The following is a 13,252-nucleotide window of genomic DNA, read 5'->3' on the forward strand; positions in this document are numbered from 1 at the left end:
AGGATCACGTGGGGTCTGGGGAGGAGGAACGGCGGGAATGCGGCTGCATGGGCGCGGTCGAGCCGCGCACCACCAGTTGCGGCACGAAGCCCTGGTTGTGCACCGGCGCCGGATGGTCTTCGTAGGCATCGCTGCGCAGCTGGCTGATCAGCAGCCGCGCGGCGTGGCGGGCGATGTCTTCGGTGGCCTGCTTGGCGGTGGTCAGCGGCGGCCACGACTGGCGCGAGAACGGGCTGTCCTCGAAGCCGGCGATGGACAGGTCGTAGGGCACGTTCATGCCTGCCGACTTGGCCGCGGCCAGCACGCCGGCGGCGATCTCGTCGTTGGAGCCGAAGATCGCGGTCGGTGGTTCGCGCAGCGCCAGCAGGCGGCGGGCGCCGCGGAAGCCGTCGTCGAAGGTGTAGTCGCCGGGGATCACCAGGTGCTTGTCCAGGGTGATGCCGTAGTCCTTCAGCGCCGCCTCGTAGCCGGCATAGCGCTCGCCGCTGGAGCGATGCGAGGTGCCGCCCCACAGGAAGCCGATGCGCTGGTGGCCGAGCTGGATCAGGTGTTCGGTGATCTCGTAGGCGGCATCGCGGTCGTCGACGTAGACGCACGGGCCGTCCTGCGGATCCTCGGTGGCGGCGATGATGCGCACAGTCTTGATCCCGCGCGCGGCCAGCGCCGCGACCAGGTCGGCACGCTCGGACATCGGCGCGGTCAGCACCAGCCCGGCCAGGCGCGAGCGCTGGGTCCACTCGGCCAGTTCCTCGGCGAGCATCGGCGCGGTGGAATCGCAGGGGTGGATCTGCAGGCCGAAGCCGGTCTCACGGCAGGCGGCGAGCACGCCGTTCTGCACGCCGATGATGTGGTACGGGTTGGGGTTGTCGTACACCAGCCCGATCACGAACGGGGTGCCGCTGCGCAGGTTGCGCGCCGACGGATCCGGCTCGTAGTCGAGTTCGGCGATGGCGTGCAGCACGCGCGAGCGCGTGGCCTGCATCACCGACGGTTCGTTGTTGATGACCCGCGACACGGTCTTCAGCGACACCCGCGCCCGTTCGGCGACGTCTTTGATGGTGGGTCTGCGCATTGGATAGGTTTGCCGAGTTGGAGAAAAGCGCGTCAGCTCACCGCGCGCCCTGGCCGACGCGGTGACCGCGCAGCGCGAAGAACAGGATGTACAGGTAGCAGGCGATCATCAGGCCGGCGAAGACCACCTGGAAATCGAAGGACTCCTTCAGATGGGCGAACAGCTGCGGCACCGCGGCGCCGCCGACGATGCCCATGATCAACAGCGCTGCGCCCTTTTCGGTGAACTTGCCCAGCCCCTTGATGGCCAGCGGGAAGATGGCCGGCCACATGATGGCGTTGGCGAATCCGAGCGCCGCCACGAACGCCACCGAGACATAGCCGCCGGTCACCATCGCGCACAGCGAAAACACGATGCCGAGGCAGGCCGAAATGGACAGGTACTTTTCCTGGGAGATGTACTTCGGGATCAGCACCAGGCCGAGCAGGTAGCCGGCCAGCATGCAGGCCAGGGTGCCGATGGTGAAATATTTCGCGTAGTCGAGCGAGAGACCGAGGCTGTTGCCGTAGATGCCGATCGCATCGCCGGCCATCACCTCGGCACCGACGTACACGAAGATGCACAAGGCGCCCAGCCACACGTGCGGAAACGCGAAGATGCTGTCGCGGCTGCGCTCGTCGGAGGCCGACGCGTTCGCCGTCTCGGGGCTGATCTCGGGCAAGGGCGAAAACAGGATGGCGACGGAAAGCACTGCCAGGATGCCGGCGATCGCCATGTAAGGGCCGTGGATGCGGCCAGCGAACTCCTGCAACAGCAGCTCCTTCTGCGCCGGCAGCACCTGTTCGATCTGCGTCGAAAAATCCTCCATGCCGTGCAGGACCACCTTCGCCAGTCCATAGGTGGCCAGCGCGCCCGCCACCTTGTTGCAGATGCCCATCAGCGCGATACGGCGCGCGGCGCCGTCGATCGGCCCGAGAATGCTGATGTACGGATTGACCGCGGTCTGCAGCAAGGCCAGGCCGCCGCCGATGATGAAGATGCCGCTCACCGCGCCCACGTAGGAACGGGCATTGGTGAACTGGCCGAAGATCGCGGCGCCGATCGCCATGATCAGCAGGCTCAGCGCCAGGCCCTTCTTCATCCCGGTCAGCTTCAGGATGAGCGAAGAAGGCAATGCCAGGCAGAAGTAGGAAATGTAGAACGCACTCGGGATGAGAAACGCGAAGGTGTCGCTGACATTGAAGGCGACCTTGGCGAACAGGATCAACGGCCCGTTGATCCAGGTAAAGAAGCCCATGATGAAGAACAACAGGCCGACGATGGCGATGGAAGCGTAGGGACTGGCGGGCCGTGCGGTGGTCATGGGCGGCGTGCTCCGGGAGGGCGCGGGGATCGGCGGTCAGCGTCGCAGTTCGGCGACGAAGTCGTAGTAGTCGTTGTGGCAATAGGTGTCGGTCAGTTCGATCGCGCTGCCGTCGCGGGTGTAGCCGACCCGCACCACGTGCAGGATCGCCTCGCCTTCCTTCATGCCGAGATGGCCGGCCAGCCGCGCCGGCAGGTTGATGGCGCGGAAGTATTGCAGCGCCCGCACCACCGGGGTGCCGCGCTCGTCCAGGTAGCTGTAGAGCGAATCGGCGATGGCGTGCGGATCGGGCACCACGTGCTGCGGCAGCACCGCCTTCTCGTAGGCCATCACCCGGCCGTCGGCGCTGCGCAGGCGGGTCAGCGCCGCGACCACCGTGTCCGGGGACAGGCCCAGGCGCAGGATCTCCTCGCCATGCGCCGGGCGCGTGCGCCGCTCCAGCCAGCGCGTGCCCGGCTCCAGGCCCTTCATGCGCAGGGTTTCGCTGAAGCTGGCCAGGCCGCTGAGCTGGTGCTGGATGTGCGAGGTGACGAAAGTGCCGGCGCCCTGCCGGCGCGACACCAGGCCTTGTTCGACCAGCGCATCCACGGCCTGACGCAGCGTGACCCGCGACACCTGCAGGTACTCGCACAGCTGCCGTTCGGCCGGCAACGCCTCGCCCGGCTTCCACTGCCCGCCCTTGATCGCCTCCACCAGCTTGCTGGCCAGTTGCAGGTACAGCGGCGTCGGCGCGTCCGGGTCCACGGCCAGCGCATGCAGGCGTGGATCGGCCTGCGGCTTGGGCTTGGTCATGGCGAGCTCTCCAGTCCGCATGGATTCATTATGTCCAATATAGTACCAATCGGCGGGTCGTGCACGTCGCGCCACAGCACGCGGCGCAGGCCCAGATCGACAGCGCTGCCCGACCACGGCAACAGCGCAGTGGCGCGTCACCCCGAAATTCGCGGCGGCGAGTCGCCCAATCCCCCTGGCCTCGGGCCACGCCCTGCGCACGGCGAGCGACCAATTCCCGCCAGCGCTGGCGCCCATGTCCAGGCGGCGGTCATGGCCGATGCCGATGGATCATGTGCCGGTATCCGCCCTTCGGCGAGCTTGGGTGCAGCGCCGCAAACCGCATCGTTGTCACCGGCGGGCACGAATTTGTCTACAAGCCACAAGACCAATCGCGGCGATGCCTGGCAGAGGTCTGAACCACAGCCCCTGCGACAGCCCGGATCGCGGCAAATCCCGGGAAATCGGCCCAAGTCATCGACGTGAAGGCCCGTACGCGACCCGACACGCCGCAGCGCGATCCCGGACACGACAGGTCGGTTTTGCCCCGCCACCGGGGCCACCCCGCCGCGGCATCGCGTTGACATCGTTGTCACCGGACCGTAAAGGTTCTGCACGCTTCGCAACGAATTCGGCACAAACACGGCGTCCGCGGACCCAGGGGAATCGGCATCGGTCCGCGCCGCCAGGCAGCACGCAACTCCGTCCCGCACCGTCGGCCACGCCGACGGTGCCCATCCATGAATGATGAGGAGAGACATCATGCGTCACCGCCCGTCCGTCCTGTCGGCCGCCATCGCCGCCAGCGTCCTCGCCTTCGCCGCGCAGGCGCAGCAGGCCGACTCCGCCGCCACCGATCTGGACGCGGTCCAGGTGGTCGGCATTCGCGCCAGCCTGGAGAAGTCGCTGGACACCAAGCGCAACAACGTCACCGTGTCCGAGGCGATCACCGCCGAGGACATCGGCAAGTTCCCCAGCACCAACGTCGCCGAGGCGTTCGCGCAGATTCCCGGCGTCACCATCGACCGCCGCTTCGGCCAGGGCGAGCGAGTCAGCATCGACGGCACCGATCCCAGCCTCAACCTGTCGTTCCTGGACGGCCACCCGGTGGCGCAGGCGATCTGGCTGTACGGCGAGCAGCCCAACCGCGGCTTCGACTACACCCTGCTGTCGCCGCAGATCCTGGGCCGCGCGGAGATCGTCAAGTCCACCGAGGCGCGGCTGACCGAAGGCAGCCTCGGCGGCACCGTGTTGATGCATACCCGCCAGCCGCTGGACCTGAAGGCCAACGAGATCGCCGGCTCGGTCGGCTACAGCTACAGCCAGCAGGCCAGCGAGGGCAAGCCCAACGCGTCGCTGCTGTACAGCTGGAAGAATGCGCAGGAGACCTTCGGCGTCGCGGTGTCCGCGCAGCATTACGAGGAACGCGTGGACCGCCAGGGCCTGGAGGTGTTCGGCTACGCCAAGGCCGGCAGCTTCGCCAATGCCGCCGGCGTGCCGGCCGATGCGGACGTGCCCAACTCGATCAACGCCGCCTGGTTCCAGCAGGACCGCAAGCGCGACAGCGCAGTGGTGAATCTGCAGCTCAAGCCCAGCGACGCGCTGGAGTTCGACCTCAGCGGCCTGTACATCAAGGAAGACTTCGACAACTACAACCAGTCGATGTACAGCTTCCTCACCTGGAACCCGGGCACCGTCGCCGCGGTCGACGCGCTGGGCGACGTGCGCAACGGCGTGGTCAACAGCGGCCATTCCAGTGCCAACGCCAATGCGGGCGGCGGCACGGTGATCTACGACAACAACGTGCGCCAGTCGCAGGTGACCACCAAGGGCCTGGACCTGCGCGGCGCCTACCGCGGCGAACGCTGGACCTTGCGCGGCCAGGTCGGCCAGAGCAAGTCCGACAACGACCACCTGGCGCAGTACTTCATCGAGCCGTTCTACAACGGCGGCTTCCGCTGGGATCTGGACCGCGGCATCCGCTTCGACGATCCCACCGCCGCGCGCAACCCGGCCAACTGGGGCTCGGCCGGCGGCTGGATCGGCAACAACGGCGTGTTTTCCACCCAGAGCAAGGACCGCTACGGCCAGCTCGATCTGGACCTGCAGTTCGACGGCGTGTTCAACCAGTTGCTGGTCGGCGTGCGCCAGGGCAAGCACGACGAGGACTTCGCGCTCAACGTGTACGGCGGCGTCACCCCGGCCACCCTGGCCGACATCGGCACCATCGGCCTGACCGACATCCGCGGGTTCTATCCCGACCACGGCCAGCACGTGCAGGCCGGGCGCGGCAACGTGATCGACTGGATCCGCAACAGCCCGGTCGACTACGCCAATCCGGACCCGTCCAGCTACCTCAACAACACCTGGGCGCTGCAGCAGACCAACAACGCCGGCTACGTGCAGCTGAACTTCTCCAACGCCGGCCTGCGCGGCAACCTGGGCCTGCGCTACGTGCGCTCCAAGACCGAAGGCAGCGGCTTCGTCTACAGCGGCACGCCGACCCTGCAGGATCTGGACAGCAAGTGGCGGACCCGCACGCAGACCGAGCACTTCCTGCTGCCGTCGTTGAACCTGGCCTACGACACCGACAACGACTGGGTGTTCCGCTTCGGTGCCGGCAAGGTGATCGCCTGGGCGCCGTACAACCAGATGGTCAACAACACCTTCCTCAACGACACCACGCTCACCGGCAGCGGCGGCAATGCCGCGCTGTCGCCCTACGAATCGTGGAACTTCAACCTCTCGGCCGAGTACTACTTCGCGCCGCAGGCGGTGGTGGCGTGGTCCATCTTCTACAAGAAGATCGACAACTACATCGACACCTCGGCCACCATCGAGCGCCAGTACAACGCGATCCGCGACACTTCGCCGCAGACCTGGGCGCAGATGCTCGGCAGCAACGGCTGCACCGCCGACGGCTACTGCGACTACAGCATCCAGCGCCCGCGCAACGCCGGCACCGGCAAGGTCAAGGGCTTCACCCTGGCCTACCAGCAGCCGTTCGGCGACAGCGGCTTCGGCCTGTCGGCCAACTACACCTATGCCAGCGGCGAGAACAACAGCGGCAACCCGCTGCCCTACCAGTCGCGCAACAGCGTCGCCTTCAGCCCCTACTACGAGAAGGGACCGTGGAACGCGCGGATCAGCCTGAACTGGCGCGACAGCTACCTGGCCGGCGGCTACGTCGCCGGCGCCGCGCCGGCCAGCGTCGACGCCTACACCGACCTGGGCGCGAGCGTGGGCTATGCGTTCAACGCGCAGTGGTCGCTGCAACTGGACGCACAGAACCTGCTGGACGAGGAATACCTGCAGTACCTGGGCGACAAGGACCACCCGGTCGGACGCTACCACAACGGCCGCCGCTACATGGCGACGCTGCACTTCAAGTTCTGAGCGTGAGGCTTCACCTGCGCTGCGGCATCATCGCCGCGGCGCAGGTGCGCACAGACCAGTGGACGCAGCGCCGGCGCGCGACCGCCGGCGCATGCACGGGCACGCCTCAGCGCGGGAACTGCACGTGCCCGTCGGCGAAGTACACGCCCTTGTCGCCCTGGCTGGGCAACGCGCCGAGCGTATCGGTGACCACCTGGCCGCGGATGTCGGTGAGGCGGATCTCCAGCAGTTGCGCGCCCATCTGCTCGCCGACGAAATGGTTGTACGCGGTCTTCGGCAGGCTGACCCAGTCGCCGTTCTTCCTGTATTCGAACTTCACCACCGGATAGCGGTGGTTGCGCACCTGGATCGCCGCCCAGTACTGCGAGCTGCCTTCCTTGATCCGGTACACGACGTTGCCGGTGACCGGCGCGGCCACCACCTGCCAGCGGATCGGGATGCGCCCGGCGCTGGTGTCGCCGATCGCAGCGAAGGCATTGGGCGACAGGTCCAGCCCGCAGTCGGCGCCTTCCGGATACAGGTCGGTGACGTACACGGTGACCGTGCCGCGCGGTCCCTGCACCTGCAGATAGGCGCCGGCCAGCGCCGCCTGGATTCCGCCGTCATTGAGCTGCGTCGGGTTCAGCGCGGTGATCGTGGCGGTCGGGTCGATGGGATCCAGCAGCAGCGCGCCGCCGGAATAGCCGGAACTGGTGTAGGTGGCGGTGCCGCTGCAGACATCGTTCCAGGCAGCGTTGACGGGTGCGGCGGCACTGATGGCCAGGCACAGCGCGGCGAACAGGCCGGCGCCGCGCGCGGCACGGGGGGAGTAGCGTGCTTGCATGCGTGTTCTCCTGCACAGGCGCGCGGAGTCGCCGCGCGGCGACCGGGCGGGGTGCCCGGCGCCGGCACTCTAGGCCGCGGTACGCGTGCCGCGCCTTGCGCGCGGCCTGGGATTCCACAACTTGGCCGACGCCGTAGACCGCGCGGCCACGTCGCTCAACGGCGGCTGCCGCGCTCCAGCCGCCACAGCAGATCGCGCCACGGCGTGGCCGCGGTGGCCATGCCGGCCGCCACGCCCAGGGCGTCGGCCAGGGCATCCAGCGGATCGGCCGAGCGCGTGGTGGTCCAGGCGCCCTGCGCGAATTCGATGCCCACGCCCAGCGCCAGCAGACCCAGCGCGGCCCAGGTCCAGGCGCGTGGTCCGGCATAGACCTGCACCGCCGCGGCGGCCAGCACCAGGTAGGCGATGAAGTGCTCGACCTTGTCGGTGTCGGGCAGGTCCGACAACTGCGGCGGGTGCGGCATCAGGCACACGTAGATCAGCACCGCGATGCCCAGCCACCACAGCCCCAGCCACAGCCAGGGCCAGCGGAAGTCGCGCACTACCGCCATCACAGCCGCCAGGTCAGGTCGCCGGACAGGAACGCCGGCGCCAGCGACACGTCGCGCTCGAAGCCCATCACCTGGAAACGCTCGCCCATCTCGCTGGGCAAGGTCAGCTGCTTCACCTGCTGACGCAGGCGCAGTTGCGCGGCTGCGTCGCTGCGCGCCTCGGCCTCGGCCAGCAGCGCGTCCAGGCCGTTGCCGAGCAGGAAGCTGGCCTGATTGCAGTAACCGGCCAGGTCGAAGCCCGCCCCGGTGCCGGCCTCGGCCAGCGCGGTGAAGTCCACAGACGCGGTCAGGTCCTGCAGGCCCGGCCAGCGGTACGGATCGGCATGCGTGCGATGCCGGTAGAACGCACGCAAGGTGCCGTCGTCGCGCTCGGGCAGATAGAACTCGCGGCGCGGATAGCCGTAGTCCACGAACAGCATCGCGCCGCTGCGCAGGCCGCCGGCCACCGCCTGGATCCAGTACGGCAACTGCGGCAGCAATTCGGAACGGTAGCCGTCGGCGAAGGGCGCCTGCAGATAGCGTTCGATGTGCCGCACCGCCGCCGCCAGCAGCGGATCGGCCGGATGTTCGCCGCGGCGGAAGCGGCCCTCGCCATCCAGCGTCACGGTCTCCTCGAACACCTCGCCGTCGCGCAGCGCGAAGCGCGGCGTCGGCAGGGCGTCGATCACCTCGTTGGCGAACAGCACGCCGTTCCAGTCGTCGTCGAACGGCCGGTCCAGCCATTCCACCAGGTCGAACACCGGCGGGATCAACGTGCGCGCCAGGCGCTCGCGCTGGCGTTCGCGCAGGTCGGCGCTGGGTTCCAGGATCGCATAGCGCTCTGGCAGCGCATCCAGCGCCAGCAGGCGCTTGAGCATGACCTCGGCGAACGCGCCGCTGCCGCCGCCCACTTCCAGCATCCGCGCCTGCGGCCCGAGTTGCTGCAGCACCGGCGCCAGCGCATTGGACACGGTGGCGGCGAACAGAGGCCCCAGTTCCGGCGCGGTGACGAAATCGCCCTCTTCGCCGAACTTGCTGCTGCCGGCGCTGTAGTAGCCCAGGCCGGGCGCGTACAGCGCCAGCTCCATGAAGCGCGAGAACGGAATGGCTCCGCCGGCGGCGGCGATCTCGGCGCGCATGTGCGCGGCCAGGCGCTCGCTGTGGGCCAATGCGGTGGCATCGGGCAAAGGAAGGTCGGTGGGCATGCGGCGCCGGATTGCGTGGACAATGCACAGCATAGCCGAGCATGGAACCCGTACATGACCCAGACCAAAGTCGCCCTGATCACCGGCAGCGCGCGGCGCATCGGCGCCGGCATCGCCCGGCGCCTGCACGCGGCCGGCTACGCCGTCGCCCTGCATGCGCATACCTCGCAGGCCGAGCTGCAGGCGCTGGCGCAGGAACTGGAATCCCTGCGCGCCGGCAGCACATTGACCCTGCAGGCCGACCTGCGCGACACCGCGCAGCTACCCGACCTGGTGGCGCAATGCGTGGCGCGCTTCGGCCGGCTCGACGCGCTGGTCAACAATGCCTCCAACTTCTATCCCACCCCGCTGCACGAGGCGACGCCGGCGCAATGGGACGACCTGTTCGCGGTCAACGCACGCGCGCCGCTGTTCCTGGCACAGGCCGCCGCCGCGCAGTTGCGCCAGCACGGCGGCGCGATCGTCAATCTCACCGACCTGCACGCCGAACAGCCGCTGCGCGCGCATCCGCTGTACAGCGCGGCCAAGGCCGCCCTGGCGATGCTGACCCGCTCGCTGGCACTGGAACTGGCGCCGCAGGTCCGCGTCAACGCCATCGCCCCCGGCGCGATCCTGTGGCCCGACGCCGGCAAGGACGCCGCCGCGCAGCAGGCCCTGCTGGCACGCACCCCGCTGGCACGCACCGGCCAGGTCGAGGAAATCGCCGACACCGTGCGCTGGCTGCTCGACGACGCCAGCTTCGTCACCGGACAGACCGTGCGGGTGGATGGTGGGCGCGGGCTGACTTGAAGGCTGGGAACGGGGAATCGGCAAGCGCGACCTCTTTCCCGCCATTGCTGAGCGCTACGCCAGGCCGCGCCATGACAGCGCGACGATCGGCCCGGTACCCGGCTCTACCGATTCCCCAATCCCGATTCCCCATTCCCGGCGTCATCATCCAACTCGACCACCTCGAACACCTTCCCGTGCTCGGCATGCGCCTGCCATAGCGCGCCCAGGGTTTGGCCGCTGACCGGGTCGACGAAGTCGGCGGCGATGTCGGCCAGCGGCTTGAGCACGAAGGCGTGGCGCAGCTCGGGCCGCGGGATGCGCAGGTGGCCGGGGCCTTCGACGATGCGGTCGCCGTAGAACACCACGTCGATGTCCAGGGTGCGGTCGCTGAAGCGCGGGCCGCTGCGGTCGCGCCCGTGCGCGTCCTCCAGCGCATGCAGCCAGTCGTCCAGCGGCGCCAGCTCCCAGTCGGTCTGCAGCGCCACCGCGTTGTTCAGGAACGCCGGCCCGTCGAAGCCGACCGCCGCGGTGCGATAGGTCGGCGACACCGCGACCGCGCCGAACTGCCGGCGCAGCGCCGCGATCGCCGCGGCCAGGTGGTGATGCGGGCGCAGGTTGCTGCCCAGGCTCAGAAGCACGGTGGTCATGCGCTATTCGCGCATGCCGCGACCGCGAGCGTCAACGGCTAGCCAAGCCCGAGCCGCCCCCATAGAATCGGGACGTACCCGGTTTTCGGCAGCGCCATGACATATTGCGTCGGCATCGAAGTGGACGAAGGCCTGGTCTTCGCCGCTGACACCCGCACCAACGCCTCGCTGGACGACGTCCGCGTCCACCGCAAGCTGCATGTGTTCGAGTATCCGGGCCAGGCGGTGTTCGCGCTGATGTCGGCCGGCAACCTGGCGACCACCCAGCTGACCCTTTCGCGCCTGCAGCGCGACGCCGACGATCCGGACGCGCCGCGCAGCCTGCGCACCTTCCGGCACCTGTTCGAGGTCGCCGAATACGTCGGCGACGTACTGGCCTCCAGCCAGGTCAAGCTGTCCGAGCAATCGCAGCACAGCGGCATCAACGTGCAGTCGACGCTGATCCTGGGCGGGCAGATCGCCGGCGAACGGCCCGGGCTGTACATGATCTATCCGCTCGGCAACGCCATCGCCACCTCGCCGGAGACGCCCTACCTGCAGATCGGCGAATCCAAGTACGGCAAGCCGATCCTGGACCGCATCATCCGTTCGGAGATGCAGCTGGAAGATGCCGCGCGCACCGCCCTGGTGTCGCTGGACTCGACCATCCGTTCCAACCTGTCGGTGGGCATGCCGATCGATGTGGCGCTGATCCGCCGCAACGACCTGCGCGTGACCGAGCGCATGCGCCTGGAAGCGGACACCCCGCTGTACGCCGAGATCCACGACACCTGGTCGCGCAAGCTGGAGAACGCCGTGCGCACCCTGCCGCGCTTCCCCTGGGAACCGGCCCTGTCCGCCGACCACGACACCGAATCGCGCGACGCCCTGCCGCCCCTGCCCCCCCGCCGCTCCCCCGCCCGCCGCGACCCGGAAGACCAGTCGGCGCAGCAGTGAGAAGCCGGGATTGGGGAATCGGGAATGGGGAATCGGAACAGCCGGATCGCGGAGCTTGCGCTGAGACATGATGGCCGCTGAGGCGTCAATCCGTTGCCCTTGCGTTCCCAACCTGCACTTATCGGATCCGGTGAACTGCGCCTCTCTCGGTGACTCCAGATAAAGGAGTCACGTCATCGCGCAGCTGGCGCTGGAGATACGGTCGCCATGCAGCAATGAGCATCGGCTTCGGCTTTTGCCGTTCCCATTCCCGATTCCCCCATCCCCATTCCCAGCACCTCAGCCGCTTTCGAGGGCATGCGCCACCGCGCGGAACACGCGCTGCATTTCCAGCGGCTTGCGCAGGACGTGCACGGCGATGTCGGCGGGGAAGTGGTCGCGCTCCAGGGTGGTGCCGGTGTCCTCGAGGACGATCGCCGGGCCCTGGTAGCCCAGGTCCTGCAGCGCCAGCAGCAGGCGTACCGCCGACAGCAGGATGATGTCGCTGTCGACGATCACCAGGTCCGGCAGGCCGTGTTCCTCGACGTCGCGCAGCGCGGCGGCGCCATCGGACGCCAACTGCGGACGGTAGCCCTGGCTGGACAGCGCATTGCCGAGCAGCGACAGCCGCGTGGCCTCGCCGTCGACGAGGAGCACGCGCTGGCCCTTGCCCATCGGCAGCGACGGCTCCGGCTCGAACGACGGCACCGGCGCGCGCAGCGGGATCAGCAATTCGAAGCAGGTGCCCTGGCCCGGCGTGCTGTCCACGCCGATCCGGCCGCCGTAGCTTTCGACGATGCGCTTGCACGAGATCAGGCCCAGACCGGTGCCGTCCGGCTTGGTGGTGAAGAAGGGACTGAACAGCCGCGCCTGGGTTTCCGCGTCCATGCCCATGCCGCTGTCGCGGACCAGGATGCGCACCTGCTCGCTGCCGTCGGCACCGATCGCCGGCGCCGCCGAGAAGCTCAGCTGGCCGCCGTCGGGCATCGCCTGGATCGCGTTGAGGCCGAGGTTGAGCAGGCACTGCTGCAACTCGGTGTAGTTGGCCTCGATCGACAGCGCCGCATCGGCCACGTCCACCTGCAGCGTCACCCGCTCCGGCAGGCTGCTCTTGAGCAGCATCTGCACCGCCTGGAACAGCTCCGCGATGCGCACCGGCTCGCTGGGCGTGCGCGAGCCGCGCACGAACGACAGCATCGATTCGGCCATTTCGTGGCCGCGCCGGCCGCACTCGGCGATGACGTCGGCCAGGTGCCGCAGTTGCGGATCGTCGCTGCGCCCGACGATCAGTTCCGGCACGATCAGCAACGGCTGCAGGATGTTGCGCAGGTCGTGACTGAGGCCGGCGGCGAGCAGGGCCAGGCTCTCCAGCCGCTGCGCGCGCATCAGTTCGCGCTCCACGCGCTGCCGCTCGCGTTCGGTGCGGGCCTCGCGGATCGCCCGCGCCACCGCCGACGGCAGGCGGGTCGGGTTGTGCTTGATGATGTAGTCGTTGGCGCCGTCGCGCAGCGCCTCCACCGCGGTCTCCTCGCCGATGGTGCCGGAGACGAAGATGAAGGGCACGGCGTTGCCGTCCTCGCGCACCACCCGCAGCGCCTCGTGCCCGGAGAACCCGGGCATGCTCAGGTCCGACAGCACGATGTCCGGCGCGAACTCGCCCAGCGCCTCGCGCAGGGTCGGCTCGCTTTCCACGCGGCGGAAGGTCGCCTCCAGGCCGGCGTCCAGCAACTGGTCGGACAGCAGCTCGGCATCCTCCGGCGAATCCTCGACCATGAGGATCCGGATCGGGCCAAGCCTGGGGCCGGTGGTGGGCATGCGC

At 68.6% G+C, this 13,252-nt stretch carries 10 protein-coding genes and 1 pseudogene; 3 read left to right on the forward strand and 8 right to left on the reverse strand.

Going from position 1 to position 13,252, the window contains the following annotated elements; translation table 11 throughout:
- Positions 1 to 4: 4 nt before the first annotated feature.
- From SLW52_RS09840 to SLW52_RS09850, 3 genes are read right to left on the reverse strand one after another with little or no spacing between them, the layout of a single operon-like run.
- On the reverse strand, positions 5 to 1,072 hold the full coding sequence (locus tag SLW52_RS09840) for a LacI family DNA-binding transcriptional regulator (RefSeq protein WP_010343153.1): 1,068 nt from the start codon (positions 1,070 to 1,072) through the stop codon (positions 5 to 7).
- Positions 1,073 to 1,109: 37 nt separating this feature from the next.
- Positions 1,110 to 2,375 carry a sugar MFS transporter gene (locus SLW52_RS09845; RefSeq protein ID WP_017908362.1) on the reverse strand — a complete coding sequence of 422 codons (1,266 nt, stop codon included), beginning with the start codon at positions 2,373 to 2,375 and terminating at the stop codon, positions 1,110 to 1,112.
- A 36-nt stretch (positions 2,376 to 2,411) separates the two neighbouring features.
- Positions 2,412 to 3,167 (reverse strand): GntR family transcriptional regulator, encoded by a 756-nt coding sequence (locus SLW52_RS09850; protein ID WP_010343151.1) that lies wholly within the window; start codon positions 3,165 to 3,167, stop codon positions 2,412 to 2,414.
- Positions 3,168 to 3,908: 741 nt separating this feature from the next.
- Here SLW52_RS09850 and SLW52_RS09855 point away from each other — a divergent pair.
- On the forward strand, positions 3,909 to 6,542 hold the full coding sequence (locus tag SLW52_RS09855; RefSeq protein WP_320740243.1) for a TonB-dependent receptor: 2,634 nt from the start codon (positions 3,909 to 3,911) through the stop codon (positions 6,540 to 6,542).
- A 106-nt stretch (positions 6,543 to 6,648) separates the two neighbouring features.
- On the opposite strand, the pseudogene SLW52_RS09860 reads toward SLW52_RS09855, so the two are convergent.
- The 3 genes and pseudogenes from SLW52_RS09860 to SLW52_RS09870 all read right to left on the reverse strand — a co-directional run.
- Positions 6,649 to 7,254 (reverse strand): annotated as a pseudogene (locus SLW52_RS09860) (expansin EXLX1 family cellulose-binding protein); the annotation flags it as partial.
- Between the two features lie 266 nt (positions 7,255 to 7,520).
- The gene (locus SLW52_RS09865; RefSeq protein ID WP_152237545.1) at positions 7,521 to 7,916 is read right to left on the reverse strand and encodes a VanZ family protein; all 396 of its coding nucleotides are present in this window, start codon (positions 7,914 to 7,916) and stop codon (positions 7,521 to 7,523) included.
- A complete protein-coding gene (locus SLW52_RS09870) occupies positions 7,916 to 9,100 on the reverse strand; it encodes an SAM-dependent methyltransferase (RefSeq protein WP_320740242.1) in 1,185 nt (394 codons plus the stop codon). Before SLW52_RS09870 ends, SLW52_RS09865 begins: the two co-directional genes overlap by 1 nt.
- 54 nt (positions 9,101 to 9,154) lie before the next feature.
- Between SLW52_RS09870 and SLW52_RS09875 the strand changes: the two genes are divergently transcribed.
- Positions 9,155 to 9,889, forward strand: a complete 735-nt coding sequence (locus SLW52_RS09875) for a pteridine reductase (protein WP_320740241.1) — start codon at positions 9,155 to 9,157, stop codon at positions 9,887 to 9,889.
- 104 nt (positions 9,890 to 9,993) lie between these two features.
- Here SLW52_RS09875 and folK read toward each other — a convergent pair whose 3' ends face one another.
- On the reverse strand, positions 9,994 to 10,518 hold the full coding sequence (folK, locus tag SLW52_RS09880; RefSeq protein ID WP_320740240.1) for a 2-amino-4-hydroxy-6-hydroxymethyldihydropteridine diphosphokinase: 525 nt from the start codon (positions 10,516 to 10,518) through the stop codon (positions 9,994 to 9,996).
- A gap of 96 nt (positions 10,519 to 10,614) precedes the next feature.
- Between folK and SLW52_RS09885 the strand changes: the two genes are divergently transcribed.
- Positions 10,615 to 11,454: a proteasome-type protease gene (locus tag SLW52_RS09885; protein ID WP_017911734.1), complete on the forward strand. Its 840-nt coding sequence runs from the start codon at positions 10,615 to 10,617 to the stop codon at positions 11,452 to 11,454.
- Positions 11,455 to 11,733: 279 nt separating this feature from the next.
- Here SLW52_RS09885 and SLW52_RS09890 read toward each other — a convergent pair whose 3' ends face one another.
- On the reverse strand, positions 11,734 to 13,248 hold the full coding sequence (locus tag SLW52_RS09890) for a hybrid sensor histidine kinase/response regulator (protein ID WP_152237714.1): 1,515 nt from the start codon (positions 13,246 to 13,248) through the stop codon (positions 11,734 to 11,736).
- Between the last annotated feature and the right edge of the window lie 4 nt (positions 13,249 to 13,252).

The organism is Xanthomonas sp. LF02-5 (genome assembly GCF_034105325.1).
GTDB classification, from domain to species: domain Bacteria; phylum Pseudomonadota; class Gammaproteobacteria; order Xanthomonadales; family Xanthomonadaceae; genus Xanthomonas_A; species Xanthomonas_A sontii.